At 59.4% G+C, this 24,868-nt stretch carries 25 protein-coding genes; 7 read left to right on the top strand and 18 right to left on the bottom strand.

Going from position 1 to position 24,868, the window contains the following annotated elements; all coding sequences use genetic code 11:
- Positions 1 to 66 precede the first annotated feature (66 nt).
- The 8 genes from KGB27_RS03215 to KGB27_RS03180 form a co-directional block, all read right to left on the bottom strand.
- Positions 67 to 1,611, bottom strand: coding sequence for an amidase family protein (locus KGB27_RS03215; protein WP_223553168.1), 1,545 nt, complete (start codon positions 1,609 to 1,611; stop codon positions 67 to 69).
- Between the two features lie 171 nt (positions 1,612 to 1,782).
- The gene (locus tag KGB27_RS03210) at positions 1,783 to 2,664 is read right to left on the bottom strand and encodes a glycine betaine ABC transporter substrate-binding protein (RefSeq protein WP_223553166.1); all 882 of its coding nucleotides are present in this window, start codon (positions 2,662 to 2,664) and stop codon (positions 1,783 to 1,785) included.
- Between the two features lie 54 nt (positions 2,665 to 2,718).
- On the bottom strand, positions 2,719 to 3,375 hold the full coding sequence (locus tag KGB27_RS03205; protein ID WP_223553164.1) for an ABC transporter permease: 657 nt from the start codon (positions 3,373 to 3,375) through the stop codon (positions 2,719 to 2,721).
- 14 nt (positions 3,376 to 3,389) lie between these two features.
- A complete protein-coding gene (locus tag KGB27_RS03200) occupies positions 3,390 to 4,388 on the bottom strand; it encodes an ABC transporter ATP-binding protein (protein WP_008038926.1) in 999 nt (332 codons plus the stop codon).
- A complete protein-coding gene (locus tag KGB27_RS03195; RefSeq protein WP_192228271.1) occupies positions 4,385 to 5,074 on the bottom strand; it encodes an ABC transporter permease in 690 nt (229 codons plus the stop codon). Before KGB27_RS03195 ends, KGB27_RS03200 begins: the two co-directional genes overlap by 4 nt.
- A gap of 337 nt (positions 5,075 to 5,411) precedes the next feature.
- Positions 5,412 to 6,407, bottom strand: a complete 996-nt coding sequence (locus KGB27_RS03190) for a GlxA family transcriptional regulator (protein ID WP_008038932.1) — start codon at positions 6,405 to 6,407, stop codon at positions 5,412 to 5,414.
- Positions 6,408 to 6,588: 181 nt separating this feature from the next.
- A complete protein-coding gene (locus KGB27_RS03185; protein WP_223553162.1) occupies positions 6,589 to 7,554 on the bottom strand; it encodes an alpha/beta fold hydrolase in 966 nt (321 codons plus the stop codon).
- A gap of 35 nt (positions 7,555 to 7,589) precedes the next feature.
- Entirely contained in the window at positions 7,590 to 8,483 is an 894-nt protein-coding gene (locus KGB27_RS03180) for an amidohydrolase family protein (RefSeq protein WP_223553160.1), read from the bottom strand.
- Positions 8,484 to 8,603: 120 nt separating this feature from the next.
- Between KGB27_RS03180 and KGB27_RS03175 the strand changes: the two genes are divergently transcribed.
- A complete protein-coding gene (locus KGB27_RS03175; protein ID WP_157222767.1) occupies positions 8,604 to 8,777 on the top strand; it encodes a hypothetical protein in 174 nt (57 codons plus the stop codon).
- A gap of 101 nt (positions 8,778 to 8,878) precedes the next feature.
- Here KGB27_RS03175 and KGB27_RS03170 read toward each other — a convergent pair whose 3' ends face one another.
- The 5 genes from KGB27_RS03170 to KGB27_RS03150 are packed head-to-tail and all read right to left on the bottom strand — an operon-like array spanning position 8,879 to position 13,591.
- Positions 8,879 to 9,337, bottom strand: a complete 459-nt coding sequence (locus KGB27_RS03170; protein ID WP_223553158.1) for a metallophosphoesterase family protein — start codon at positions 9,335 to 9,337, stop codon at positions 8,879 to 8,881.
- A 41-nt stretch (positions 9,338 to 9,378) separates the two neighbouring features.
- Positions 9,379 to 10,503: an agmatine/peptidylarginine deiminase gene (locus KGB27_RS03165; RefSeq protein ID WP_223553156.1), complete on the bottom strand. Its 1,125-nt coding sequence runs from the start codon at positions 10,501 to 10,503 to the stop codon at positions 9,379 to 9,381.
- A 23-nt stretch (positions 10,504 to 10,526) separates the two neighbouring features.
- Entirely contained in the window at positions 10,527 to 11,624 is a 1,098-nt protein-coding gene (locus KGB27_RS03160; protein WP_223553154.1) for an extracellular solute-binding protein, read from the bottom strand.
- A gap of 1 nt (position 11,625) precedes the next feature.
- On the bottom strand, positions 11,626 to 12,534 hold the full coding sequence (aguB, locus tag KGB27_RS03155) for an N-carbamoylputrescine amidase (protein ID WP_192228276.1): 909 nt from the start codon (positions 12,532 to 12,534) through the stop codon (positions 11,626 to 11,628).
- Positions 12,535 to 12,538: 4 nt separating this feature from the next.
- Complete coding sequence (locus KGB27_RS03150) at positions 12,539 to 13,591, bottom strand: agmatine/peptidylarginine deiminase (protein WP_223553152.1); 1,053 nt, start codon at positions 13,589 to 13,591, stop codon at positions 12,539 to 12,541.
- Positions 13,592 to 13,725: 134 nt separating this feature from the next.
- Between KGB27_RS03150 and KGB27_RS03145 the strand changes: the two genes are divergently transcribed.
- Both KGB27_RS03145 and KGB27_RS03140 read left to right on the top strand, forming a co-directional pair.
- Positions 13,726 to 14,580: a LysR substrate-binding domain-containing protein gene (locus tag KGB27_RS03145; RefSeq protein WP_008027147.1), complete on the top strand. Its 855-nt coding sequence runs from the start codon at positions 13,726 to 13,728 to the stop codon at positions 14,578 to 14,580.
- A gap of 91 nt (positions 14,581 to 14,671) precedes the next feature.
- The gene (locus tag KGB27_RS03140) at positions 14,672 to 15,565 is read left to right on the top strand and encodes a LysR family transcriptional regulator (protein ID WP_008038941.1); all 894 of its coding nucleotides are present in this window, start codon (positions 14,672 to 14,674) and stop codon (positions 15,563 to 15,565) included.
- Here KGB27_RS03140 and KGB27_RS03135 read toward each other — a convergent pair.
- The 5 genes from KGB27_RS03135 to KGB27_RS03115 form a co-directional block, all read right to left on the bottom strand.
- Positions 15,553 to 16,725 carry a cupin domain-containing carboxymuconolactone decarboxylase family protein gene (locus tag KGB27_RS03135; RefSeq protein WP_223553149.1) on the bottom strand — a complete coding sequence of 391 codons (1,173 nt, stop codon included), beginning with the start codon at positions 16,723 to 16,725 and terminating at the stop codon, positions 15,553 to 15,555. The two genes, KGB27_RS03140 and KGB27_RS03135, sit on opposite strands and share 13 nt — an antisense overlap.
- A 13-nt stretch (positions 16,726 to 16,738) precedes the next feature.
- A complete protein-coding gene (locus KGB27_RS03130) occupies positions 16,739 to 17,794 on the bottom strand; it encodes an alpha/beta hydrolase (RefSeq protein ID WP_223553147.1) in 1,056 nt (351 codons plus the stop codon).
- 60 nt (positions 17,795 to 17,854) lie between these two features.
- The gene (locus KGB27_RS03125) at positions 17,855 to 18,949 is read right to left on the bottom strand and encodes an alpha/beta hydrolase (protein ID WP_223553227.1); all 1,095 of its coding nucleotides are present in this window, start codon (positions 18,947 to 18,949) and stop codon (positions 17,855 to 17,857) included.
- A gap of 247 nt (positions 18,950 to 19,196) precedes the next feature.
- Entirely contained in the window at positions 19,197 to 19,577 is a 381-nt protein-coding gene (locus KGB27_RS03120) for a RidA family protein (protein ID WP_008027160.1), read from the bottom strand.
- A 39-nt stretch (positions 19,578 to 19,616) separates the two neighbouring features.
- Complete coding sequence (locus KGB27_RS03115) at positions 19,617 to 20,588, bottom strand: GNAT family N-acetyltransferase (RefSeq protein WP_223553145.1); 972 nt, start codon at positions 20,586 to 20,588, stop codon at positions 19,617 to 19,619.
- A gap of 207 nt (positions 20,589 to 20,795) precedes the next feature.
- Between KGB27_RS03115 and KGB27_RS03110 the strand changes: the two genes are divergently transcribed.
- The 4 genes from KGB27_RS03110 (at position 20,796) to argE (ending at position 24,509) form a co-directional block, all read left to right on the top strand.
- On the top strand, positions 20,796 to 22,124 hold the full coding sequence (locus KGB27_RS03110; protein WP_223553144.1) for a flavin-containing monooxygenase: 1,329 nt from the start codon (positions 20,796 to 20,798) through the stop codon (positions 22,122 to 22,124).
- A 21-nt stretch (positions 22,125 to 22,145) separates the two neighbouring features.
- Positions 22,146 to 22,562 (top strand): RidA family protein, encoded by a 417-nt coding sequence (locus tag KGB27_RS03105; protein WP_008038953.1) that lies wholly within the window; start codon positions 22,146 to 22,148, stop codon positions 22,560 to 22,562.
- 121 nt (positions 22,563 to 22,683) lie between these two features.
- Positions 22,684 to 23,361, top strand: coding sequence for a DUF1028 domain-containing protein (locus tag KGB27_RS03100; RefSeq protein WP_008038956.1), 678 nt, complete (start codon positions 22,684 to 22,686; stop codon positions 23,359 to 23,361).
- The gene (gene argE, locus KGB27_RS03095; protein ID WP_223553143.1) at positions 23,358 to 24,509 is read left to right on the top strand and encodes an acetylornithine deacetylase; all 1,152 of its coding nucleotides are present in this window, start codon (positions 23,358 to 23,360) and stop codon (positions 24,507 to 24,509) included. The genes KGB27_RS03100 and argE overlap by 4 nt, the downstream gene beginning before the upstream one ends.
- Positions 24,510 to 24,868: the final 359 nt, after the last annotated feature.

The raw sequence follows: 24,868 nt of genomic DNA, 5'->3' as shown, positions 1-24,868 counted from the left end.
TGAACACCCCAATCCTGTAGGAGCCGGCTTGCTGGCGATCCAGACAACGCGGGGCATCAGGAAAACCTACCGTTCAAGAAACGAGTACCCGAAACTCACCACCTTGGCGTCTTCCCCATAGCCGCCCAGGAACGAAACACCCACCGGCAAATTGCCCTTTATGGTGCCCGCAGGAACCGTGATCTCGGGGAACCCGGTCGCGGAGGCAATGTACGAAGACGCATAGGTATCACCGGCCTTGCAGACGTAACTGTCATCCGTCACGCCATGAACCACCGACGCCGGGCAATTGATGGTCGCGAAAAACAGGCTGTCCACTTTGTTCTTCTGCATGATGCCCATCAGTTGCGCACGCAATTGCGGAATCTTTCTGGAGAGGATCGAGATGTACAACGGCGAATCGGTGCTATCGGCTTTCGATAGCGCTTCCAGCCCGGCCAGGCGCGCCGGGTTCATTCCGTGCGGACCGTTTTGGGCCTGATTTTTCCTGGCAAGCCCCAAAAACCCTTCCAGCGTCCGCGGCTGGTTGGCACCGAGGGTTGCCAGGTAGCGTTCAAATTGCGGCTTGAATTCGCTCTCTCCCACCGGCCCCAGCACATCGCTCCAAAGCGTTTCAAAGCCCTTTGGCAGGTCAATGGCAACGACATGAGCCCCCCGCTTGGCAAGCGTTTCCTGAGCAGCCGTGAAAACCGCATCCACCTCAGGGTTTGCGCCCTTGAAATTTGTGATGACCCCGATGGTCTTGCCTTTCAGTGAGGTACGGTCCAGCGCTTGCTCAAACTGTATGCGGTCTGAAGCCACGTCGAGAGTCGCGGAATCGCTGTTGTCCTGGCCCTTGATCGCATCCAGTACGATTGCCTGATCCACCACACTGCGGGTGATCACTCCACCGGTATCGAACGCGAGCGACAGCGGAATGATGCCGCTGCGACTGATCAGCCCGAGCGAAGGTCGAAAGCCCACGGTACCGGTGACGCTGGCCGGCGCCCGGATCGACCCGCTGGTATCCGACCCCAACGCAAAAGGCGCAAATTTCGCCGCCACCGCCGCAGCCGAGCCGCTGCTGGAGCCAGACGCATCGCGCTTGGTGTTGTTGGGATTCAGCGTCTGCCCGCCAAACGAGCTGTAGCCAAACCAGCCAAAGGATGCAGCCAGTTCGGACATGTTGGCTTTACCGAGAAGAATCGCTTGCCCGTCGATCAGCTTCTTGACGGTGAAGGCATCCTGGTTCGGCAGAGAGGAACGCAACACATAAGAACCACCAGAGGTGACCATGCCGCGGGTATCAAAGTTGTCCTTCGCGACAAAGGGAATACCGGCCAGAGGCGCATATTGAGCAGTGGGATTTTTGGCTCGTTGGGCATCCCATTTCCGCGCCTGCTCGATCGCTGCTTCATTGATCGTCACCAGCGCGTTGATGTTTTGGCCCTGGTGATTGTTGGCGCGAATGTTATCCAGGTAATGCCTGACCAGTTGCTCGGAAGTGATCGTCCCATTGTTCAACGCCTGCCGCATATCGGCGAGCGTCATGTGGTCGATGGCGACATCGGCCTGAGCACTTGCCGCAAACATCACGAATGACCATGCCACGAACTTTTTAATCGACTGCATTAATGATTCTCCAGGCGAACGCGTTCCCTGTAGGAGCCGGCTTGCTGCGGGCGGCGTTCCGACGATAGCGGTGGATCAGTCGACAAATTATTTGACTGATCGGACGCAATCGCCGGAACGCCGCCCGCAGCAAGCCAGCTCCTACAGGTGATGTGTGTTGTGCATGAACAATTAGAGCAACTTGCTGTGCTGCAGGAATTCCTTGGACACGCTCTCGATCGACTCACGGCCTACGTCGACCCGGGAGTTGAGGCCGGCAATGGTTTCGTCGTCCAGTTTGGAAGAGAGCGCATTGAGCAATTCGCCGATCTTCGGATTCTCTTTGAAGACTTCAGTACGAATCACCGGCGTCAGCGCATAGCTTGGGAAAAAGCCTTTATCGTCCTTCAGCACAACAAAGCCAAAGGCTGGAATCCGCCCGTCAGTCGACAGCACCAACGCCACATTCACCTGGCCATCCCGAAGCGCCTGATAGGTCAGCCCACCGTCCATGCGCACGACGTTCTTGCGTTCGAACTCAAAGTCGTAGGTCTTTTGAAGAGGCTGCAAGCCATCGGGCCGCGAAAAGAACTCAGCGTTGGAAGCGAATTTATAGACTTTGCCTGCTCCGATATTTTTCGCCAGATCGCTGATTGAGACGATGCCATCCTTATCGGCCTCGTCCTTACGCATGGCAAATGCGTAAGTGTTGTTGGCTTTTGAAGGGTTCAACCACGTGATGCCCTTCTCTGCGTCAAGGGTGCTGATCTTCTTATACGTTTCCTCGGCACTCAGCTTGTCCATGACTTTGTTGTAAGTGATCAGCGAAGTGCCGGTGTATTCCCAATACACGTCGACCTGACCGTTCTCTTGCGCCGCGCGTAATACCGACGAACCCAAATCCGGGCGCTTATCGACGTTGTAGCCATTGGCGCGCAACAATTGCGTGGTCATTTCCGCCACCAGCTGCTGTTCGGTGAACTTCTTGCCGCCGACCACTATCGTGCTGTTGGCAGAAGCACTGCCCACGACACCTGAAACAAGACTCAGCGTACAGATCAGACTGACTAGCATTCGATGAATCATGGTGCACCTCGTATTATTGGTTTTTATCGATGGTTTTCTAATTCATTCGCGCCCGGCCAACCTCAAGCCCCGCGACACGGCAACGTTCTGGATCAAACCGCACGACAGGTCGACCGCAATCGCCAACAGCGCGGTTGACGCGGCACCGGCCAACATCATGCCGAAGTCGTTCAGGTCGATGCCGGTAAAGATCAACTCGCCCAGCCCTCCTCCGCCGACCAGAAAGGCCAGCGGCGCGGTACCGACGTTGATGGCGAGCGCCGTGCGGATGCCGGCGAAAATCACGTTCATCGCATTCGGGATTTCGACTTTCCACAGGGTTTGCGCAGGCGTCATGCCCATGGCCTCGGCCGCCTCCACCAAGTGCTGCGGCACCGCGCGCAACCCTTCATAGGTGTTGACCGCCACCGGCAACAACGTCGCGACAAACAAGCCGATGATGGCCGCGCCACTGCCTACGCCGATGAAGCTCATGGCCAACGCCAGCAGTGCGAGCTTGGGTATCGCCTGCCCGACATTGAGGAACTGCATGCTGGCCATGGCGTAGCGCTGGTTCGCGGGACGGCTCATCCAGACGCCGAGTGGCAGCGCTACGGCCAGCGCCAAGGCGCCACTGATGGCCACGATCTGCAGATGCTGAACCGTGAGGTAGCTGATATCGCCCCAGTAAAACTGAAGCCCTTGCCAAAATCTGATCATCAAGTCAGACATCGTCAGTGCACCGCCGGAGTAATGTTGTCGACAAGCCTTGCCAGGATGTCGGTCTGATGGACGTAGCCTATAAAGCGCCCGTCGCTGTCGTTGCACAGCGCCCAGTCCTGGCCGCGTCCCAGTAGCTGCGAAAGCACCTGGCGCAGGTCATCTCCGGGTTTCACCACCAGTTGCGAACGTGTGGAGATGGCGCTGTTGCCGCCCACGATCTGCATCTGTTCCCTCGGCGGGATCTTGCTGGCGACATCCGCCGCCCGCAGCAGTCGCAGGCGTTTCATGATCCGGTCGCCGCCCATGAAATTCGCCACGAACTCGCTGTTGGGCCGGGCCAACAGGTCATCCGAGCTGCCAAACTGCTCGATCTTGCCGTTGTGGAACAGCGCGACACAGTCCGCCATCTTCACGGCTTCGTCGATGTCGTGACTGACAAAGAGCACGGTCTTCCCGACCTGGCGCTGGATGCGCATGAACTCGTCCTGGATCACGTCCCGGTTGATCGGGTCGATCGCACCAAACGGTTCGTCCATCAACATCACCGGCGGGTCCGCGGCCAAGGCGCGGGCAACCCCGACGCGCTGCTGTTGGCCACCCGAGAGTTCACACGGGTAGCGCTTGAGGAATTTCGACGGATCCAGCGCGACCACTTCCAGTAATTCCGCCGCTCGCTTGCGGCTTTTGGTCTTGTCCCATCCCAGCAGATTGGGGACGACGCAAATGTTTTCCTCGACGGTCATGTTCGGGAACAAACCGACTTGCTGGATCACGTAGCCGATGGATCGCTTGAGCGTGACGCTGTCCAGTTCGGCCGTATCGCGACCACCGATTCTGATGGTGCCCGACGTGGGCGTGATCAGGCGGTTGATCATCTTCAGCGTCGTGGTTTTGCCACAACCCGACGGCCCGAGCAGTACGCAGATCTGTCCCTCTTCAACGTTGAACGAGACATCTTCTACGGCGGTGATTGAGCCAAATTTTTTGTTCAGGTTTTCGATCTGGATCACGTCGTCGCTTCCTTCATTCGGCCAGTGGCCACTTTGTTCTTGTTCAGGCCTTTCGGCGTCAGGAGGCGCTGCAAGGCGTACAGGGCATAGTCAGCCGCAATGGCAATGACGCTGATGACGATGGCGCCGGCCAGCAGCTGCCGGGTATCCGATTGGGCGATGCCGCGAATGATCAGGCTGCCCAGACCGCCGGCGCCGATGTAGGCGGCGATGGCGGCGATCCCGATGTTGATGACTGTCGCCATCCTGACGCCGGCCATGATGAGCGGGACCGCAATCGGCAGCTCGACCTTGCGCAGCCGTTGCCAGGTGGACATGCCCATCCCGATTGCCGCTTCGCGCAAGGCAGGATCGATGTTGGAGATCGCGGTGGTGGTGTTGCGGATGATGGGCAGCTGCGAATACAGAAACAGCGCAATGACCGCCGGTACAACGCCGATCCCGTAGCCAATCAGGGACAAGACCGGAATCATCAGCCCGAACAGCGCGGCAGAAGGAATGGTCATCAGCACGGCGGCGAAGGCCAGGACCCACCGGCGGGTTCTGGGGTGCTGGGATATCGCGATCCCGACAGGCACGCCGGTCAGAATCGCCAGCCCCACCGCTACCGCCACGATGAGCAGGTGCTGTCCGAGGAGCAGGCTGATCAGCCCGCCGTTTTCCAGAATGAAACTCAAGGTTTCCATGGTTGATAGGCCTTCTTTACGTCATTGTTGTTTTTGCCGGCTGCGCATCTGGAAGTGGACGCCGGATTTGTAAGGAACCTTACCGCGCTCACGAACGGAGCCTGCGCTTTGAGTTCGACGATTTCTATCAAAAAACCGACGTCACGAGACCCGACCGCGTGCGGTGCGAGTTGAAGGATCGAGTCATGAAGAAAGCATACAGGATCGCCAAATAACCCAGGCCCGCCAGTGCGCACCTGCTGTCGGGCCAAGTCATTAGCTAGCTATTGGGTTTTACGGGGAGGATTGCTCGGTGGGGGTTGGCGAGGGATTGACGCCAATTTACCAAGGGCTGAAATCAGGAATGGGCATCATCAAATTTCCGCCGCTCTTCACCCGGCGTGCATCCCCACACGCGACGGTAAGCGGCCCCCAGATGCGAGGCAGAAACAAAGCCGCAGCTGTAGGCAATGGACGCAATGGGCTGGGTGCTTTCACGCAGCAACCGGCGTGCTTCGTTGAGCCTGAGCTCCAGATAGAATTTTTTCGGGGTCATCCCGAAGTGCTGGTGCCACAAGCGCTCCAGCTGACGATGGGACAGATTGCACCGGTCGGCGATCTCTTCGATGCCGACGATGTTTTCCAGGTTGTCTTCCATGGCGGCAATGGCCGCCGTGAGCCGTCGATCGTGAATCCCGAACCGCCACTGGATCGACATCCGCTGATGTTCTTCCGGCGCCCGTATCCGTGCGTGCAGGAATTGCTCGGCGATGCTCGCGGCTAGCGGGTTACCGAAATCCAGCGCGATCTGCGCCAGCATGAGGTCGATGGCCGCCGTCCCCCCGGCGCAGGTCCAGCGATTTCCATGGTTGACGTACAGTTCTTTGGTGACTTCGATGGTGGGAAACTCTTCGGCAAACTGACCGATCGACTCCCAGTGCAACGTGCACCGCTTCCCTTCCAGCAACCCGGCACGGGCAAGAATGAACGTACCGGTACTCAGTGCACCAACGGTGACACCACGGGACGCAGCGCGCTGTAGAAAGCGCAGCATTTTCGGCGGCTTCTGATGTTCGATATCCAGGCTCGCCAGGACAAAAACGCGATCGACCTCGGGCGCTTGATCAATCGGCACGGTCTGGATTTCGATACCACTGCTGGAACTGACCGGCCCGCCGGACTCCGTGAGCAGGGTCCACTCATACAGCGTTTTCCCGGAAAGCCGGTTCGCCGCCCGCAGCGGCTCGCTGGCGCCAGCCAATGCCATCATGGAAAACTGAGGGAGTATGAGCAGGCCGATTCGCTTGGTTGTGTAACCGTTCACTGGCGTCGCTGCTTCAATGGGGCTTGTCATCGCCAGATCCTTGTCATGAGTGGGTCCAGCCGTTCAGACATCACGGCTCAGGCCAGCCCGAGGGAGTGGCTTTGGACACGCTATGTTAGGGCCTTGGCACGCATTCAGCCAGATCGATTCCTCGCAACGACGAACGCTGCGAGACCTCATTGCAAGGTCCCGCAGGAGAGTGGCGAGCAGATCAGCTGCGCGCGCGGATCGCTTCGTCGATGCTCTGGATCATCGATTTGAAAACAGGGCTGTCGACCTGATTCTGCTGGCCATGCTGCATGTGCGGGATGATCAGCGCACCCGCACCTGCATCACCCGGGTAGTGCCGGTGCAGACGCTCGGATTCCGACGGCATGTGCAGGGTGTTCTCGGCGCCGTGGATGATCAGCGCTGGCGGGAAGCCTTTTGCCCCCTCGATGGACTGCTCCGGGTCATACGCCACATAGGACTTGTAGGATTTTGCCGTCACATGCGTGCAGCCAGGCCAACGGTCGGCGCCGCCCGCTTCGGTGTAACCGCCCAGTTGCTGATCAACGTAGGCCTGGGTTTCAGGATCGAGCGGGTAATAACCCAGACGAGTCGATTCGGTCCCGGTATCAAACGGCGGGATCGGCGCGTCATCCGCCAATTGCTGGATCGCAGCGTCGGCGGCGGCTTTGTCGGTGCGCAAGGCTTGCAACTTGCTGATGTTGGTGTAGCTCATCGGCACCCAAAACCGGATCTGCTCGCCACCCGCTGCGGCGAGTTCAGCCACCGCGCCGAGGCTCGCAGTCGAGCCCATCGCCCAGGACGCCACGACTGGCATCTCGCCAAAATTGTCTCGTGCCCAGGCTACGGCGCCGAGGACTTCATCCTTCTGGTCTTCCAGGCTGACATCGGTGATCTCGATGCCTGCGGCCTTAATCGTGTTGCGGATGTATTTGTTGGAAAAGAAACCCGCCACGTCATACGTCATGACTCGATAGCCCCGGGCCGCCAGGGCACGGCCGAACAGCTGACCGTACATGGTGACGCCGCCGGTGAAGCCGGAGTTGAAGATGACGGGTGGAAGTGCCGAGTCGATTTGTTCTGGCTGAAAGACCGTGCCTTTGAGGCTCAGGGTTTCATCGCCGTACTGAACGGCAAAGTTGATTTCTTGGGTAATGATGTTCGTCATCGCTGGGTATCTCGAAGTGTGAGTGTGGGCGTAGATCAACTAACCAACTGGCCAGAAGCTCCTCGAAGAAGTTGGCCAACGGGAATTCGGGTTTCTGTAGAAACAAGCTGCGCAACGGCATCGACGAAATCGAAAGCGCTGGGCAAATCAAACAGCTCGGAATACGCCACACCGTTGTTGTCGGTTCCCACATGAGGGGCGTCGGTGGCTTCCAGGAGAATCTTGTCGGCGCCGAGAGCGCTGACTATTTGCGTGACGAAACGTGCGGTTTCCACGGGAGAGACCGAGGTGCGATAGCCCGGCCCCTTGAACCACACGTTGCCTCGCCTTCCCGCCTCGGCAAGTAGCGCAAGGTAGGCCGGCTCCATGGTGCCGCGCTCGCTATGGCAGCTGCCCAGATGATCGATGATGACGCGCACATCGTCAGGGATCTGGCGCAATACGCGCAGATTGGTCTCGGCCTCTTTCGCATAAATGTGCAGGTGCTGGTGCGGTAACAGACGCGCATAAAACGCCGACCATTGCTCATCACTGAAGCGCGTATCGGAAACCGTTTCAGGCCTGGCATCGTGCAGAACGATTCGCGCGCCGATAACCTGCGGGTGCGAAAGGCGTTCTTTGGTGGCGTAAGCGGGTTCGGCCTTGATCGTCCCGACCAACCTGACGTCCCCATAGCGCGAAGGATTCGCAGCCTGGAGACTCTTCAGTTCATCAAACGAAGCAAACACGTTTTCTGAATCCGGCAGGATACTTAGATGGACATTGTTAATGACTGTCGGAACCACTCCGGCATCAATCAGCTTGTCCAGATAAGTCGTCAGCGGATGCGGTTCAGGCAAGGTGTAAGGCAGCGAGCCAGCCACCCGGCGAAGATCATCCGACGTGTAAAAGTGAACGTGACTATCAATTCTTTTGTTCGACGGCAGCATGATTATTGTTTCCTGCTTTTGTGCGAAAACAATAATCGTCGTCAGCGCTTCGTCGCTCCCGTCAACCCGACGTGTAGTATCAAAATTTCGCCATGTGCGATTTGACGGGTACGGAGGACTATGGAAACAGCGCCTGGACCGGGATGGCCGGATTTGCTCTCGGCGCTACTGATTGCGCTTGAAGGCAGCGGCGCTGCTGCATTGCGGGCGGAAATTGAACAACATGAAAAAAAGCTTCGACCAACTGATGGACTTACTGTCGGTTTGGGGGATGGCGAAAATTTGTTGTCCTGAGCTTGCTGCCAAATCGAAAGATCAGCAGGCCCTCTCCCTCGAACTTCAGTACCGACTTGCGGTAGAGCGCACCCAACGAACCGTTTTTTGCTTCGCGCACTTCACTCCAACAGCGAGACCAGGCGCGGCTCTATTGCCGTATCGAATACCTCCAGCAACGCCAGCGTCACCGGCAACTTGAAGCGCCTGCGTCCCGCACTACCCGGATTGAGATAAAGCACTTCACCGCGCCATTCGATGCACGGCTTGTGCGAATGGCCGGTGATCACCAGTTTGACCGTCGCATCAAACACGGCCGGGACATCGGCAATGTCATGCACCAGCAACGCCTCCCACCCGTTGAGGTCGAAACGCAGGCAATCTGCAAGATCCTTTGCCCAGGGAGCGTCAAGATCATTGTTCCCGCGCACGACATTCAATGGAGCGATTGCCCCCAGCTGCTCAAGGATTTCGGAGCTGCCGATGTCGCCCGCATGAATGATCCGCTCACACCCCTCCAAAGCCGCAAGGGCCTCAGGGCGGAGCAATCCATGGGTATCGGAAATCACGCCAACCTTCATACAAAGCTCCCGACCAGGCTCAAGCAGTGGAGCATCGCAGACTAAACCAACGGCTGATGACTGGTCACACAATGAATACCGCCACCGCCGGCCGAGATCGCGTCGATGTTGAGCTGCACCACCTCTCTATCCGGATAGAGCCCGGACAACAGATCAAAGGCTTTGGCATCTGCCACCTTGTCACCAAACTCCGGCGCAATCACCGCGTCGTTGATTACGAAGTAGTTGATATAGCCCGCTGCAAAGTCCAGGTTGCTGCGGTTGAACCTGCTCTTTCGTGGATTGAGCGGCGGCGACACCGTATGCACCTGCAACTTGCGGCCATCGGCATCCGTGGCATTTTTCAGAATGTCCAGATGAGCCCGCGTGACCTTGTAATCATATGACTCGGGGTCGTTGTCGAGGTTGGCGATTACCACGCCGGGCTTGACGAAACGCGCGTAGAAATCGACATGCGCATCGGTGATGTCCTTGCCCTTGATGCCCGGCAGCCAAATGATTTTGCGCAGGCCCAAGCGGGCTTTCAGTTCTTCCTCGACCTCGGCCTTGCTCCAGTCCGGGTTGCGATTTTTATTGATCCAGCTGCTCTCGGTCATGATCCCGGTGCCGTGACCATCCACTTCGATGCCGCCGCCCTCGCCCACCAGTTCGCTGCGCAGGTAACGCGCATCCGTGGCGTCGGCCACCTGTGCCGCCAGTTGCGCATCTTCGCTGTGCTGCTGTTTGTTGCCCCAGCCATTGAAGTTGAAATCCACGGCGCCAAGTACGCCCTTGTCATCAATGACGAAGTTGGCGCCGATGTCGCGCATCCAGATGTCGTCGAGTTCGGTGACGACGTAGGTGATGTTGCTCTTGCCGCAATGCTCTTCGGCCAGGCTCCGCTCGTGCTCGCGACAGAAAACGGTGACCGGTTCATGGCGGGCGATGGTGCGCGCAATCAGGCCAATGGCCGCTTGCACGTCGGCGGTGAAATCCTCCCAGATCGCCTCTTGTGCACCAAAAGCAATGAAGGCCCGCTCGTGGCGATCACCCTCATCCGGCATGCGCCAACGGACTTGGGTGGCTGCGTGCACGTATGAAGGCGTCAGGCCGAAACCGATGGAGGCAACCGCCCCCATCCCCGCCACGACTGAAACCTGCTTGATGAACTCGCGACGCGTCGACATGTATTGATCCTTGGAAAGTGAACTCATTTCGCGGTGGCCGTCTTGAACTTGGTCCAGGTGCGCATCCGCGCGCGCATATCGGATTGGGGGATGTCCTTGCCCGGAATCAGCCGCGCATAGGTGGCTTCATCAAGATAGATGTCCGGGTTGTTGCGCATTGTCGCACCGACGCTCGGCCGCGCCTTGGCGTTGGAGGTCGGGTAGCCGGTGAAGTTACTGATGTCGGCCATGTTCTGTGGGCGCATGACGAAGTTGATGAACGCATAAGCGTACTCCGGATGTTTCGCATCGACCGGAATCGCCATGGTGTCCATCCACACGGTGGTGCCTTCACGGGGGATGCGGTACTCGAATCGGGTACTTTTGCCGGCGCTGTCTGACGTCCGTTGCGCCTGGGTCATGTCGCCGCTGTAACCGAGCGACACGCACAGGTTGCCGTTCACCAGATCGGTCACCGGCTGCGACTGGAACTTGCGAATGTGTGGCCGCAGTTTCATCAGCAATTCACTCGCCGCCGCGAGGTCTTCGGGCTTGGCGCTGCGCGGTTCCCGACCGAGGTAATTGAGGACCACGGCGAGTACTTCATCCGGTGAGTCGATCATCGAAATACCGCAGTCGGCAAATTTACCGGCCAGCTCCGGCTTGAACAACATATCGAGGCTGTTGACCGGCGCATTGGGCAAGCGCTGTTTGATCTGCTCATCATTGTAGGTCAGGCCGATGGTGCCCCATGTGTAAGGCACGGTGGCCTGACTCGAGGTTTCATACTGCCTGCGCAGTTTCTGCAATCCGGGCTCGATGTCGTTCAGCGCGGTGAGTTTGCTGCGGTCCAGCGGCAGCAGGCTGCCGGCGCGCATCAAGCGTTCGGCCACCGTGTCGCCGGGGAAAATCAGGTCATAACCGCTGCCACCGGCGAGCATCTTGGCTTCCAGCGTTTCGCTGCCATCCATGACGTCATAGATCACTTTGATCCCGGTTTCAGCGGTGAATTTCGCCAGCGTGTCCTCGGCGAAATAATCGGCCCAGTTGTACAGCCTGAGGGTTTTCTCTTCGGCGTGCAGCGACGACGAGGCCAGTGCCAACCCCAAGGTGCCGAGCAACAACGTGTGCGCAATGCCCATATCAAACTCCTTGAGTGTTCCAGCGTGCATGAAGGTGGCGACCGTCCTGACTCAACAACGCCCCGTACATCTCAGGGCGACGGTCGCGGTAGATGCCCCAGCTCAGGCGCTCTTCGCGCATGGCGCTCAAGTCCAGGCTGTGCACCAGCACGCCGGTGCTGTCACGGTCGGCCTCGGCGAGCATTTTGCCTTTGTGATTGCAGATGAACGACGAGCCATAGAAGCCCATTTGCAAGGTCGGATCGGTGGTCGCCGCTTCTCGGCCGACGCGATTGGCGGCCACCACCGGCAGGATGTTCGCGGCCGCATGGCCACGCATGGTCATCTGCCAGTGGTCACGGGAATCCAGCTCGGCGCAGCCAGGTTCAGAACCGATGGCGGTGGGAAACAACAAGACTTCAGCGCCCATCAACGCCAGGCAACGGGCGGTCTCGGGGAACCACTGATCCCAGCAGATCCCCACACCGAGGCGCCCGAACGCGGTGTCCCAGACCCGGAAACCGGTATCGCCGGGGCTGAAGTATTCCTTCTCCTGATAACCGATGGCGTTGGGGATGTGAGTCTTGCGATACACGCCCAACAAGCGCCCGTCGGCATCGGCCACGCTCAGAGAGTTGAAATAGGCATTGCCGGCCTTCTCGAACCAGCTCAGCGGCAGCACCACGCCCAACTCCTTGGCCAACGCGGCAAAGCGTTTGAGTACACGGCTGTATTGATATTCTTCAGCCAGAGCCAAGTGTTTGTGGCTTTGCTCGATGCAGAAATACGGCGTGGCAAACAGCTCCTGCAACAGGATGACTTGAGCGCCCTTCGCCGCGGCCTCGCGAACCAACTGCTCGGCAAGGTCGAGGTTGCGCGGCAAATCCCAGGTGCAGGGCATTTGGGTGGTAGCAATCGTCAATAGAGTCATGGCATCAACCCTTCACTGGCCAGGCAGGCTGCTGTTGGGTGATGCAATGCACCCCGCCGCCGCCATGGGCCAGATGGTTGATCCGCACCGGCACCACTTCACGCCCAGGGAATGCCTGGGCCAACACTTCGGCCGCTGCGTGGTCGGCATCGATGCCGTAGGCCGGCATGATGATCGCGTCGTTGGCGATGTAGAAATTGGTGTACGAGGCGCAGAACACTTCAGCCTCAGTGTCCACCGCATCAGTGGCTTCATAGAGCTCGATCAGCTCGAACTTCCGGCCTTGGGCATCAGTGGCCAGTTCCAGCGCGCGGCGGTTTTCGCGGGCCACTTCTGCATACACCGACTGCTTGTCGTGAGTCGCGTCCACCAGCAACACGCCGGGGCGTGCGAATGCGCAGACACCATCGACATGGCCGTCAGTCATGTCGCCGGTCACGTAGTCCGGATCGCCCGGCAGCCAGATGGTTTTCTTCACGCCCAGCAGACGCGTGAAAATCTCCTCCATCTCAGCCTTGGTCATCCCGGGGTTGCGATTGGGATTGAGCAACACCGACTCGGTGGTGATCAGCGTACCCTCGCCATCGACATGGATCGCCCCGCCTTCGTTACTCAGCGGTGTGCCGAAGCACGGCAAGCCCAGGTGATTGAGTGCACGGCGCGCCAGGCCTTCATCCAGATCGTGCGCCGACTTGCCGCCCCACGCGTTGAAACGCCAGCTCACACCGGCCAACCCTTGCTGCGGGTGGCAGACGAAGCTTGGGCCGGAGTCGCGGCACCAACTGTCGTTCACCGCCAACTCGATCAGCTCGATGTTCGGACCACAAAGCGCCTTGGCACTCGCGACAGCCGACGGATCAACGACCATTTTCACCGGTTCGAAACGGGCGATGGCGTTGGCTACCCCGGCGAAATCCTTTTGCACTTGTGCGAGGGTGACGCGCCAACCCGACTCCCAGAGTGCCTGATTGTGTGGCCAGACCATCCAGGTCGCTGCGTGCTTTACCCATTCTGCCGGCATCAACCAGCCGTTGTTCTGAAGTTCGTTCTGCTGCATGACAATCGCCCTTGAGTTAAGTCATTGTGTTCAATGAAAATGACCTTTGCGGTCCTGGCATGCATGCTACGGCTGTAAAAACGGGCTAACAAACGATTGATTTTGCAGAAAAGTGATTAGAGGAACTTATCAATATGCTCAAGCACTGGCCCCCGCTCAGCACCCTTCGCGGCTTTGAAGCAGCTGCCCGCCTGGGCAGTTTTCACAAGGCCGCCGACGAGCTGCACCTGACCCAATCGGCGATCAGCCAGCAGATTCGAACGCTTGAGGCGTACCTTGAACAGCCGCTGTTTTTTCGCAGTGGACGCAGCGTCAGCCTGACCGATGCCGGCCACGATTTGCTCAGCACCACGCAGGCGTTGTTGCAGCAATTGTCGGTCGGCATTCGTCGTCTCGGGCAATACCAGAAACCCAATCAACTGGTACTCAACACCACGCCGACGTTCGCTCGTCATTGGCTGCTGCCACGCCTGGGGGATTTTCGCCGTCAGCATCCGGAAGTCGATCTGTGGATTTTCAGCACCGATGAAGTCCCGGACATGACCACCCAGACCATCGACCTCGCGGTGCGCGATGACATCAGCTCCCAGGCCGAATGCAGCTTCAAGGTGCTGCACGCTGACCGCCTCTATCCGGCGTGTCACCCCGATGTGTTGGCCGTGCCCATCGAACAGCGCACCACCCTTCATGGCGAGCGGGAAATGGACTGGAGCCATTGGGACGTCGAGGCCGGCATCGATGTGGGGCAGAAGGATCAGGGGTTGAATTTTTCCGACCCCGGATTGCTGCTGGACGCGGCGTGCGCGGGGTTAGGGATTGCGCTGGTCAGCCAGTTGTTGAGTCGGCAGGCGCGTGACAACGGACTGCTGCAACCGTTGGTGGAGGAAACCATTCGCGGGCCGAATTGGGCGTTGTTGACGCACCGTGACAGTGAGAACAATCCGTTGGCGCGAAGCTTCATCGAGTGGCTGCTGAACAACCTGACGTGACGCGGTCTTTTCGACATCCTGCAAAGCGCTTTCGCAGGCCTCAAGGTAAGCTCCTCGTTCCTCTTTGGAAACGTGACCCAGGGATGTACAAATGACCGTTGAAAGCTACGACCAACTCGCGATCTTCTCGGCCGTGGCGCAGGAGCGCAGTTTCACCCGCGCCGCTGCCAGGCTGGGCATGTCACAGCCCGCATTGAGCCGGGCCATGCGCCAGCTGGAGGAACGACTGGGCGTCAGGTTACTGTCTCGCACCACGCGCAGCGTATCCCCCACGGAAGCGGGCGAACACCTGCTGAAAGTGATCGCCCCAAGGTTCGAAGAGATCGACATCGAGCTGGCATTGCTCAGCGAATTCCGCGACAAGCCCGCAGGCAAACTGCGTATAACGGCCGGTGAGCATTCCGCGATTACGGTCCTGCAACCGGTACTCGCGAAGCTGCTGCCCGACAATCCCGATCTCAATATCGAAATCATCGTCGACTACGGCCTGACTGACATTGTGGCGGAAGGCTTCGACGCCGGGGTTCGGTTGGGTGAGCAGGTCGCCAAAGACATGATCGCCATGCGCATCGGTCCCGACATGCGCATGGCGGTTGTCGGCTCCCCAGCGTATTTCGCCCGGCATTCAAAGCCAGACATCCCAAGCGACCTCATGCAGCACAACTGCATTACGCTGCGCATGCCCACCTACGGCGGCCTCTTTCTCTGGGAGTTCGAGAAGGATGGGCAAGAACTGAACGTACGCGTCGAAGGCCAAATGGTGTTCAACAACATCGCCATGCGCATGGAGGCCGCCCTTCAGGGGTTGGGGCTGGCCTATATGCCCGAAGACCTGGTGCAGGAGCATATTGCGCAAGGCCGGTTGATTCGCGTGCTCGCGGACTGGTGCGAGCCGTTCTCGGGGTACCACCTCTACTACCCGAGCCGACGCCAGAGCTCGCCCGCCTTCGCACTGCTGCGCGAAGCCCTGCGCTATTTGGGCTGATTTTCCTGGGCCGCCTCCAGCGCCACGTTGGCTCGCTTGGCCGCATCGACATGACCTTGCTCCGCCAGCAGCCGGACCAATTGACGCAATTGCGAAACGCTCAGGCCGACCCGCAGGCTGGCGGCCATGTGCGAACGCAGCTGTGACTCCACACCGGGAGTGACGGCCAACGCTGCGACCGTGGCCAACTCACGACTTTGCCAGTCCAGGTTGTCGCGCTCGAAAATATCGCCGAACAAATGCGCCTGCAGGTACTGGTTGATGACAGGGGCGAAGTCGAACAGCGGGCCCTGAACAGGCGCGCCGGCAATGCGGGTCTGATTGGCCTTGCCCACCGCCAGCAGTTCACCACCGGTGGGAATGACACGACCGGGCTCGCGCCCCGGATCGTCCTGGACGCCGTTTTTCTTGCGCGCCTCCACAACCCTCATCAGCTCGCCAAGTGCGTTGAGGCTGCGTGGAAAACCGGTGTAGGCGTAGAGTTGCACCAGTATTTCCTTCGCCTCGCTGACGGTCAGGCCCGCGTCCAGCCCCTGATTCAATGCAGCATTCAGCTCCGGCATGTTGCTGCTGGCCATGTGGGCAGCAATCAGCGGGATGGCTTGCTGCCTCGCGGACAGCACCTCGGAAGCGAGATTTTCGGTGGACATTGATGTCGGCGTCACGGGCTCGTGGGCGCGGTATTGATCGTCGGTGACTTTCTCCAGCCAATCCACACTCTTGCCATTCACAGCACCGGTCACCGCTAGGTGGGTCATGGCACTTGACGGTGCGGCGCCGTGCCAATGCTTGACGCCCGGCGGGCAGACGATCACGTCGCCGGGGAGGATTTCCTGCACAGGCTTACCCCACTCCTGGGTCAAGCCCACACCGGAAACCACCACCAATCGCTGGCCTGCGGGATGGGTGTGCCAGGCCGAACGCGCCCCCGGCTCGAAGGTCACGTAGGCGCTGGACGCATTGATTTCATTCGTGACGGGGAACAAGGGGTCGACGCGCACTTGCCCGGTAAAGTAATCCGCCGATCCTGCTGTGGAAGATTGGGAGCCAGCGCGACTGATCTGCTGAACGGACCGGGACTCACCGGCACTTTCAGCACCCGCAGCGCTGGCGAAGGGCGCTGCGACGCAAACCGCGATCCCCAAAAGAGTGTTTTTCATAATGCCCCCCAAGTCAGAGCGTTCTGGCGTAAAACGCGTTCAACTGCGCAATGGCGACGTCAACATACTCAGGCACCCAATAGGTTTCGATATGAGTTGCGCCATCGATGGTGAACAGCTTCTTGTCCTGTGTACCGGTGGCCTTGGCAAAGGCTTGCTCCGACATATACAGGCTGTCCGCCTTGCTGCCCGCGATCATCAGCAACGGCTTGTCGATCAGTTCGATCTGATCCGTCGCATCGAAGCTCATCAGGTCCAGCAGGCTGCTCAGGGTGTACCTGAAGGTCGAGTTGGGGTGAGCATGAGTCTTGCCGTAGTACTCAAAACCCTGCCGATACAAATCAAATGGCAGCCTGGCGATCTGCTCGTCGGTGAGTTTGGCATCGCCGGTGTAGAGAATTTCTCCGCCTGCCGCTTCCTGGGCACGGGCAGCCGAAGCCTGCCGTAAACGCTCCTGAATGGTGGACAGCTGCGAATCCCTGTAGCCATTGCGCCGTACCAGTCCGGAATTGAACATGCTCACCGTTGCGATGGACTGGAAGCGCTTGTCGGTTTGCGCCGCCTTCAATGAATAGCCGCCACCGCCGCAGATACCGAGCAAGCCCAAACGCGAGTCGTCGGCGCCCGGATAGCCAGCGATAAAATCCGCCATGCCATGGATGTCTTCGACGCGATTCGTTGGCTTGTCGACGTTGCGCGGCTGACCGCCACTGCCTCCCTGATACGCCGCATCCGCAGTGATCGTGATGTAGCCCTGATCTGCCAGGCGCTGGGCATACAGGCCTGCGACTTGTTCCTTCACCCCGCCATTGGGGTGTGCCACGACAACAACCGGGTACTTCTTCGCCGAGTCATAGTTCGCGGGGGTGTAAACGTTGGCGGCAATGTCCAGGCCATTGAGTTTGTAGGTGACCGGATGGATGTTGACCTTGCCGGGCTCGTTCTTCGTCAGCGCGCCACCGTAGGTCAATGTGAATGGATTCTGCTTGTAGTCCCCTGCCTCGACTTCGGCTCCGGACATCCCGATCATGGCGGCCAGGAATGTGGCCTTTATCGTGGTTCGCGTCATATGAATATTCCTGCCAATTCCTGTTTCCAAGGTGCACGGCAGCCATTGCCGCGCGCGTAATCAATCAAGATTTTTTTCTGCGAGAAAGGTCGAAACCAGGTCCGCGATCTCGATGTTGTTCATGTCCGAAAACGGGAAGTGGCTATTGCCCTTGATCCCGATCTCCGGCAAATGAATGAGCTTTACGTCACCGCCATGGCGATTCACCGCATCACGCCACAGGCGCGCCATCTCAAGTCGCGCGCGCCAGCTGTCCTGAGCAGGCAAACGAACCGGTTTGTCGGGGATGTTGTCGCCGTAGAAGATGAGGATGGGGATACGGGTCAACGCTTCGAACTGTTCCTTCGAGACGATCTGTGCCGAGACTGTGTCGAACGCGCTGGGGATCGGCGCGGGACCTTCCCCCTCGGGAAACACGAAGCTGCTGCCCGGTTCAAATGCGACGATAGCCCGCACATGGCGGCTCTTGATCGCCGTCAGCCAACCGGGCCCGCCACCTTGCGAGTGGGTAAACAGAATGGCCGGTCCCGTCTTTTCCAGCAGCGCGGATACGCCATCGGATACGACCTCAATGTCATAAGGGCCGGTGTTGGGTGTCATCGAGCGGAAGAACTGCTCCAGCGCCTGCGGCCCCCGAGGGAATTGGCCGCCCTCGAAAGCGTCGGGCCACAGGCCAATGCGGAACTGGTTGAACCACATCTGCTCGTCCGCCACCGGCTTGATCGTCGTTTCAACCAGACTGCGTCCGGCATCGCCACGGCGCGGCTGGTCGATCAACCAGGTGGAGAAGCCGCGACGCAAGAAGATGTTCTGAAACCCTTCGCGTCCGTCAGCCGTCGTTTCCCAGGATTTCGCAGACTGCCCCGCGCCATGCCACATGACAATCGGCAACGGGCGAGCGTCAACCGGGACCTGGTAGAACGCATACACATGGTCGCCATGGTAGCTTTGGCCATCAGACAGGGCAGGCTTGTACGGGTCAAAGATGCCCGGCTGAGTCTCAACCCTCCCGCCGGCAATCACGCTGCCCTGCTCCTTGATGACCAGCGGACTGCGCTCGTCCGCTTCGGCGACCGCAGAGGTGCACAGGGCAAAACACAGGGTGCCTGCCTTTGCCAGGGCTGAAACACGATAGAGAATAACGGGATGGGTCATGGGGTGCTCTCGGCGAGAAACGCAGAGAAGCAACTTACCCTCAGACTATTGATTGATAAACAGTACTAATCGGATAGCACTAATACCAAAATCACATAAATATGATGAGAATGCCCAACACTTTCCCTGTAGGAGCGAGCCTGCTCGCGATGGAGGCCAACGATAACGCGGGCTTTCTGAATAAGCGCGTTGCGCCTGAGTTCATCGCGAGCAATCGAGCGTCGACCGGCTGCTCCTACCATTTTGCTCAGCCCTTGGCTGCCATCGCAGTCACTTCCACACGCATGCCTTCAACTGCCAGCGAGGCCACGCCCACTGCCGCACGCACCGGCCACGGCTTGGCGAAGAAGCGCTTGTACACCTCGTTGAACGCGGCGCGGTCGGCCATGTCGGTGAGGTAGATGGTCAGGTGCATGACGCGGTCCATGGAACTGCCGGCGCGCTCCAGCGCAACCTTCAATGCCTGCAACGTGCACTCGCTCTGCAGGGTGATGTCGCCCAGTTCCAGGCTGCCGTCGGCGCGGGTCGGGATCTGCGTGGAGACCAGGATGCCGTTGAAGCCGGCCACGTCGGAGGAGATGGAATCCGCGTCGGGATCAGGGGTGAAGGTGATGTCTTGGTTCGCCATGGCGTTCTCTTGTTCGAGGAAGTAAAAAGTGTGGGGAGTTTACAGCTTCACCGAGTGACTTGCGCCTCCCCTGCGGCGGGTGAATTGCTGTTCAGTCACCACGCTGCCCCACTGACTGCCTTGTTGTTCGTGGGTCAGCTCAAAACCTGCGGCTTCATAAAGTCGACGCGCGGCGTCCAGGCCCTTGAACGTTGCCAGCTCAATCGCCTCGAAGCCGAACCGGTCGCAGAACTCCACCGCCTCGCGCAGCAACTGGCGCCCCACCCCGCCACCACGGCAACCGTCATCAAGGATGAACCAGCGCAGGTGGGCCTGGTTATTGCCCAGATCCTGCCCGTCGATGGCGATCGAGCCGACGATGCGATCATTCACTGTCGCCACCCAGAGGTTGTTGCAAGGCTGGTCCAGACGCCCCACGAACTCAGCGATGCCGCTGGCGACCTTGCTCTCGAAGAATTGCCCGAACCCTGAGTGCCTGGCGTAAAAGGCGGCATGCATTTCAGTCACGCGCCCAACGACACCGGGACGGTAACCGACGCTGATCTCGACCGGGTTGCCCGGCGCTTTTCCTTCGCCGGTACGGTGTGCATTCAGGGCGTGGGCATACGCCGCCAGTCCCTGGGCGACCGCTTGTTGTTGCGATGGATTCAAGTGCTCCAGCGCCGTTTGGACCTGCGTTCGCCCGTAAGCATGGATCGCAGCCACCGTGCGCCGGCCCTGCTTCGTCAGTTGCAGGCGCTTGACGCGACCATCGCTGTCGGCACTTTCCACCAGCTCGCCGGCCTTGATGAGCTTGGCCACCATGCGGCTGACACTGGACTTGTCCAGATCGAGCAATTGCACGAGTTGAGCGGCGGTCAGCGCCAGGTGTGCTTCGATTTCCAGCAGCGCGTGTACGGCTGAAGGTGAGTAGTCGGTCGCCGCCAGCGTGGCGCGCATGAAGCCCAACTCACGCACCATTGTGCGCGACGCAGAGCGGATTTCTTCAACCAGAGCGGGATGAGTGGTCACTTCAGGCCTCCCCTGAAAAATAGTTGCACTATACAACCATATTTCAGCGCGAGGGTTCAACTGGCGCGGAGTCAAACGCTCTGCATCAGTTATTTATACTCAAATGCCAGCTTAATAATATTTTACCGATAACAGGGTCATCCCTAGTCTTGAGCCCAAGAAATGGCAGGCCGTTCGCGACCTAAATCCAACTCGAAGGGTATAGAGATGACCACTGAAAAAATAAAAACAGATACGCTGATTGTTGGTGCCGGTCAGGCTGGCGTGGCCATGAGTGAACACCTGAGCAAACTCGGCGTGCCGCACCTGGTGCTGGAGCGCAACCGTATCGCCGAGCGCTGGCGCACCGGGCGCTGGGATTCGCTGGTGGCGAATGGTCCGGCGTGGCACGACCGTTTTCCGGGCCTTGATTTTGACGACCTCAGCCCCGACGAATTTGCGCCGAAAGAACGCGTGGCCGATTACTTCGAAGCCTACGCGAAGAAATTCAACGCGCCGATCCGCACCGGCGTGGACGTGCTGAAAGTTGAACGCAACGTTGGCCGTCCGGGTTTCACCATCGAAACTTCTGAAGGCGTGATCGAGGCCAACCGTGTGGTCGCCGCTACCGGGCCTTTCCAGCGGCCGGTGATTCCGCCGATTGCGCCGATTGCGCCGATTGCGCCGCAGGATCAGCCCTTCCTGCAAATCCACTCCGCCGATTATCGCAACCCGCAGCAACTGCCTGAAGGCGCAGTGCTGGTGGTTGGCGCGGGCTCGTCCGGCGTGCAGATCGCCGATGAATTGCAGCGGGCCGGCAAGCAGGTTTACCTCTCGGTCGGCGCCCACGACCGCCCGCCTCGCGCCTATCGCAACCGTGATTTCTGCTGGTGGCTGGGGGTGCTTGGCGAGTGGGATCAAGCGGCGATGAAGCCCGGTCGCGAACACGTGACCATCGCGGTCAGCGGCGCACATGGCGGCCGTACGGTGGACTTCCGTGGCCTCGCTCATCGCGGCATGACGCTGGTCGGCCTGACCCAGGCGTTCAACGGCGGCGTGGCGACCTTCCAGCCGAACCTGGCCGAGAACCTGGCGCGTGGTGACGAGAATTATCTGGCGCTGCTCAACGCCGCCGACGCCTACATCGAACGCAATGGCCTGGACTTGCCGCAAGAACCGGAAGCGCGTATCACTTTCCCGGATCCGGAGTGCGTGACCCATCCGATTCTTGAGCTGGACCTGGCCAAGGCCGGCGTGACCTCAATCATCTGGGCCACCGGTTTTGCCACGGACTACAGCTGGCTGAAGGTTGATGCCTTCGACGACAAAGGCAAACCACAGCATCAACGTGGTGTGTCGAGCGAACCGGGGGTGTATTTCCTCGGTTTGCCTTGGCAGTCCCGTCGCGGCTCTTCGTTCATCTGGGGCGTTTGGCATGACGCCAAGTACGTGGCGGATCACATCGCCATTCAGCGCTCGTACCTCGACTACCACGATGCGGCGCAACGCGAGGCGGAAGTTGTTTCGCTCGCCCCTAAAAAAACTGTCAGCGCTTAAGCCATTTTCCAGGAGCTTCACATGTCCACGCCAACCCATACCCGTATTCGCATGTTCAACACCAAGGAAACCTACCCGAACCAGAGCCTGGACAATGACCTGTGCCAGGCGGTCCGCGCCGGCAATACGGTTTATGTCCGTGGCCAGGTCGGGACTGATTTCGAAGGCCGTCTGGTGGGCCTTGGCGACCCGCGTGCGCAAACCGAGCAAGCCATGCGCAACGTCAAGCAGTTGCTGGAAGAGGCTGGCAGCGACCTCAGTCACATCGTCAAAACCACGACTTACCTGATCGATCCGCGGTATCGCGAGCCGGTGTACCAGGAAGTCGGGAAGTGGTTGAAAGGTGTGTTTCCGATTTCGACCGGGTTGGTGGTATCGGCGTTGGGGCAACCGCAGTGGTTGATGGAGATTGATGTGATTGCGGTGATTCCCGAGTAGACCGAGTCGCGGCCTTCGCGAGCAAGCTTCGCTCCTACAGGTGATCCGGATTTCCTGTAGGAGCGAAGCCTGCTCGCGAAGAGGCCCGCCCAGACACCTCATTTGCCAAGGAGCAAAACCCATGACCTTCTCCATCGCCGCCCGTTGCCCCGAAACCGGTCAGTTCGGCATCGCCATCAGTTCCTCCAGCATCGCCGTCGGCGCCCGCTGTCCGTGGCTGCTGCCGGGCGTCGGCGCCGTCTCCACGCAAAACATCACCCTGCCCTCCCTCGGCCCGGACGTCCTCGCCCTGATGGAGCAAGGCCTCGCCCCCTTCGATGCGCTGGACAAGGTCCTCACGCGCAACGGCTACAGCCAATACCGGCAGATCACCGCCATCGACCACCTCGGCCAGACCGCCCACTTCAGCGGTGCGCAAACCCTGGGCAACCACAACGCCGTGTCCGGTGAACAATGTGTGGCCGCCGGCAACATGCTTGCGGACCGGGGCGTGATCGAGGCGATGGTCGAGGCCTTCGAACACGGCGAAGGTCAACTCGCCGACCGCCTGCTCGCCGCGATGAAAGCCGCCATCGCCGCTGGTGGCGAAGCCGGGCCGGTGCATTCGGCAGCGATGGTGGTGGTCGGCGAACTGACCTGGCCGATCATCAACCTGCGGGTCGACTGGGCAGATGAAGACCCTATTGGTGGGTTGGAAAAACTCTGGGATGCCTACCGCCCACAAGTCCAGGACTACATCGACCGTGCCCTCGCCCCGGACAAATCCCCCGGCTACGGCGTCGCCGGAGACGACCGATGAGCAGCAGCCGCGACGTGCTGCAAACCCTGGTGGCGTTCGACACCACGAGCCGCGAATCGAACCTGCAGCTCATCGAGTTTGTCCGCGACTATCTCGCGAGTCTCGATGTGCCTTGTGAACTGATCTACAACGAGCAGCGCAGCAAGGCCAATCTGTTTGCCACGATCGGCCCGGCGGATAAGCCGGGCATCGTGCTGTCGGGACATACCGACGTGGTGCCCGTCGATGGCCAGCCGTGGACCGTTGCGCCGTTCGAACTGACCGAGTGCGATGGCAAGTTGTACGGTCGCGGTACGGCGGACATGAAGGGCTACATTGCTTGCGTGCTTGCCCTCGTTCCATCCTTGGTGAACGCTTCGCTGAGACTGCCGGTGCACATCGCGCTTTCGTACGATGAGGAAGTCGGCTGCCTCGGTGTACGCTCCTTACTGGCGGACCTGGAACAACGCCCGGTCAAACCGATGCTCTGCATCATTGGCGAGCCGACCGAATTGAAACCGGTGCTCGGGCACAAAGGCAAACTGGCGATGCGCTGTGATATTCATGGCGAAGCATGCCATTCGGCGTATGCGCCGCTTGGGGTCAATGCCATTGAGTACGCCGCCGAATTGATCGGCGAACTGGGACGAATCGGTAACCGCCTGAAAGCGCCCGAGCATCACGATGCGCGTTTCGATCCGCCATTTTCCACCGTACAAACCGGTGTGATTTCCGGTGGCAAAGCGTTGAACATTGTCCCGGCCGATTGCCGGTTCGACTTCGAAATACGCGCCCTGCCCTCGCATGATCCGAGTGAAGTCGCCCAGGAACTGAAAACCTACGCCGAGCAGCAAGTACTGCCGCGAATGCGTGCGGTCAGTGAACAGAGCGAGATTCGCTTCAGTGAGTTGTCGGCGTATCCCGGATTGGCGACGGATGCACACAGCGAAGCGGCTGAGTTGATCGCTGCATTTTCCGGCTCCAGGGAATTTGGAACAGTGGCCTTTGGCACCGAGGGCGGCCTGTTTGATGCAGCAGGAGTCCCCACCGTTGCTTGTGGCCCCGGGAGCATGGATCAGGGCCATAAACCGGATGAGTTCGTCAGCCTCGAACAATTGAACCGCTGCGATGAAATGCTGCAGCGAATGCTCACATTCATCAGCCAATAACGTCGCCCTTGTAGGAGCCAGCTTGCTGGCGATGGCGTCCTCAAAATCGCCATCGCCGGCAAGCCGGCTCCTACAGGTTACGTGGTGATTCAACGATCCCGAACACCCCAAATAACCCTGTAGGAGCCAGCTTGCTGGCGATGGCGGTCTCACAATCGCTATCGCCGGCAAGCCGGCTCCTACAGGTTGCGTGGTGATGCAACGACCCCGAACACCCCAAATAACCCTGTAGGAGCCGGCTTGCCGGCGATGGTGGACTAACTTTCAACACCTGTGTTGACTGACACTCCGCTATCGCGAGCAAGCCCGCTCCCACAGGGTTTTTGGGCGACCCATGGACCTACTTTTTTTAACGTCTG

Origin of the sequence: Pseudomonas sp. BF-R-01 (assembly GCF_019946615.1) — a bacterium.
GTDB lineage: Bacteria > Pseudomonadota > Gammaproteobacteria > Pseudomonadales > Pseudomonadaceae > Aquipseudomonas > Aquipseudomonas migulae.
The sequence above is the reverse complement of the archived record's forward strand: the minus strand, read 5'-3'. Positions and strand labels throughout refer to the sequence as shown.

Excerpts from the sequence above, each read along its gene's own strand:
- KGB27_RS03215 (WP_223553168.1), bottom strand. The coding sequence starts at position 1,611 with ATGCAGTCGATTAAAAAGTTCGTGGCATGGTCATTCGTGATGTTTGCG.
- KGB27_RS03210 (WP_223553166.1), bottom strand. The coding sequence starts at position 2,664 with ATGCTAGTCAGTCTGATCTGTACGCTGAGTCTTGTTTCAGGTGTCGTG.
- KGB27_RS03205 (WP_223553164.1), bottom strand. The coding sequence starts at position 3,375 with ATGATCAGATTTTGGCAAGGGCTTCAGTTTTACTGGGGCGATATCAGC.
- KGB27_RS03195 (WP_192228271.1), bottom strand. The coding sequence starts at position 5,074 with ATGGAAACCTTGAGTTTCATTCTGGAAAACGGCGGGCTGATCAGCCTG.
- KGB27_RS03190 (WP_008038932.1), bottom strand. The coding sequence starts at position 6,407 with ATGACAAGCCCCATTGAAGCAGCGACGCCAGTGAACGGTTACACAACC.
- KGB27_RS03185 (WP_223553162.1), bottom strand. The coding sequence starts at position 7,554 with ATGACGAACATCATTACCCAAGAAATCAACTTTGCCGTTCAGTACGGC.
- KGB27_RS03180 (WP_223553160.1), bottom strand. The coding sequence starts at position 8,483 with ATGCTGCCGTCGAACAAAAGAATTGATAGTCACGTTCACTTTTACACG.
- KGB27_RS03175 (WP_157222767.1), top strand. The coding sequence starts at position 8,604 with ATGGAAACAGCGCCTGGACCGGGATGGCCGGATTTGCTCTCGGCGCTA.
- KGB27_RS03170 (WP_223553158.1), bottom strand. The coding sequence starts at position 9,337 with ATGAAGGTTGGCGTGATTTCCGATACCCATGGATTGCTCCGCCCTGAG.
- KGB27_RS03165 (WP_223553156.1), bottom strand. The coding sequence starts at position 10,503 with ATGTCGACGCGTCGCGAGTTCATCAAGCAGGTTTCAGTCGTGGCGGGG.
- KGB27_RS03160 (WP_223553154.1), bottom strand. The coding sequence starts at position 11,624 with ATGGGCATTGCGCACACGTTGTTGCTCGGCACCTTGGGGTTGGCACTG.
- aguB (WP_192228276.1), bottom strand. The coding sequence starts at position 12,534 with ATGACTCTATTGACGATTGCTACCACCCAAATGCCCTGCACCTGGGAT.
- KGB27_RS03150 (WP_223553152.1), bottom strand. The coding sequence starts at position 13,591 with ATGCAGCAGAACGAACTTCAGAACAACGGCTGGTTGATGCCGGCAGAA.
- KGB27_RS03145 (WP_008027147.1), top strand. The coding sequence starts at position 13,726 with ATGCTCAAGCACTGGCCCCCGCTCAGCACCCTTCGCGGCTTTGAAGCA.
- KGB27_RS03140 (WP_008038941.1), top strand. The coding sequence starts at position 14,672 with ATGACCGTTGAAAGCTACGACCAACTCGCGATCTTCTCGGCCGTGGCG.
- KGB27_RS03135 (WP_223553149.1), bottom strand. The coding sequence starts at position 16,725 with ATGAAAAACACTCTTTTGGGGATCGCGGTTTGCGTCGCAGCGCCCTTC.
- KGB27_RS03130 (WP_223553147.1), bottom strand. The coding sequence starts at position 17,794 with ATGACGCGAACCACGATAAAGGCCACATTCCTGGCCGCCATGATCGGG.
- KGB27_RS03125 (WP_223553227.1), bottom strand. The coding sequence starts at position 18,949 with ATGACCCATCCCGTTATTCTCTATCGTGTTTCAGCCCTGGCAAAGGCA.
- KGB27_RS03120 (WP_008027160.1), bottom strand. The coding sequence starts at position 19,577 with ATGGCGAACCAAGACATCACCTTCACCCCTGATCCCGACGCGGATTCC.
- KGB27_RS03110 (WP_223553144.1), top strand. The coding sequence starts at position 20,796 with ATGACCACTGAAAAAATAAAAACAGATACGCTGATTGTTGGTGCCGGT.
- KGB27_RS03105 (WP_008038953.1), top strand. The coding sequence starts at position 22,146 with ATGTCCACGCCAACCCATACCCGTATTCGCATGTTCAACACCAAGGAA.
- KGB27_RS03100 (WP_008038956.1), top strand. The coding sequence starts at position 22,684 with ATGACCTTCTCCATCGCCGCCCGTTGCCCCGAAACCGGTCAGTTCGGC.
- argE (WP_223553143.1), top strand. The coding sequence starts at position 23,358 with ATGAGCAGCAGCCGCGACGTGCTGCAAACCCTGGTGGCGTTCGACACC.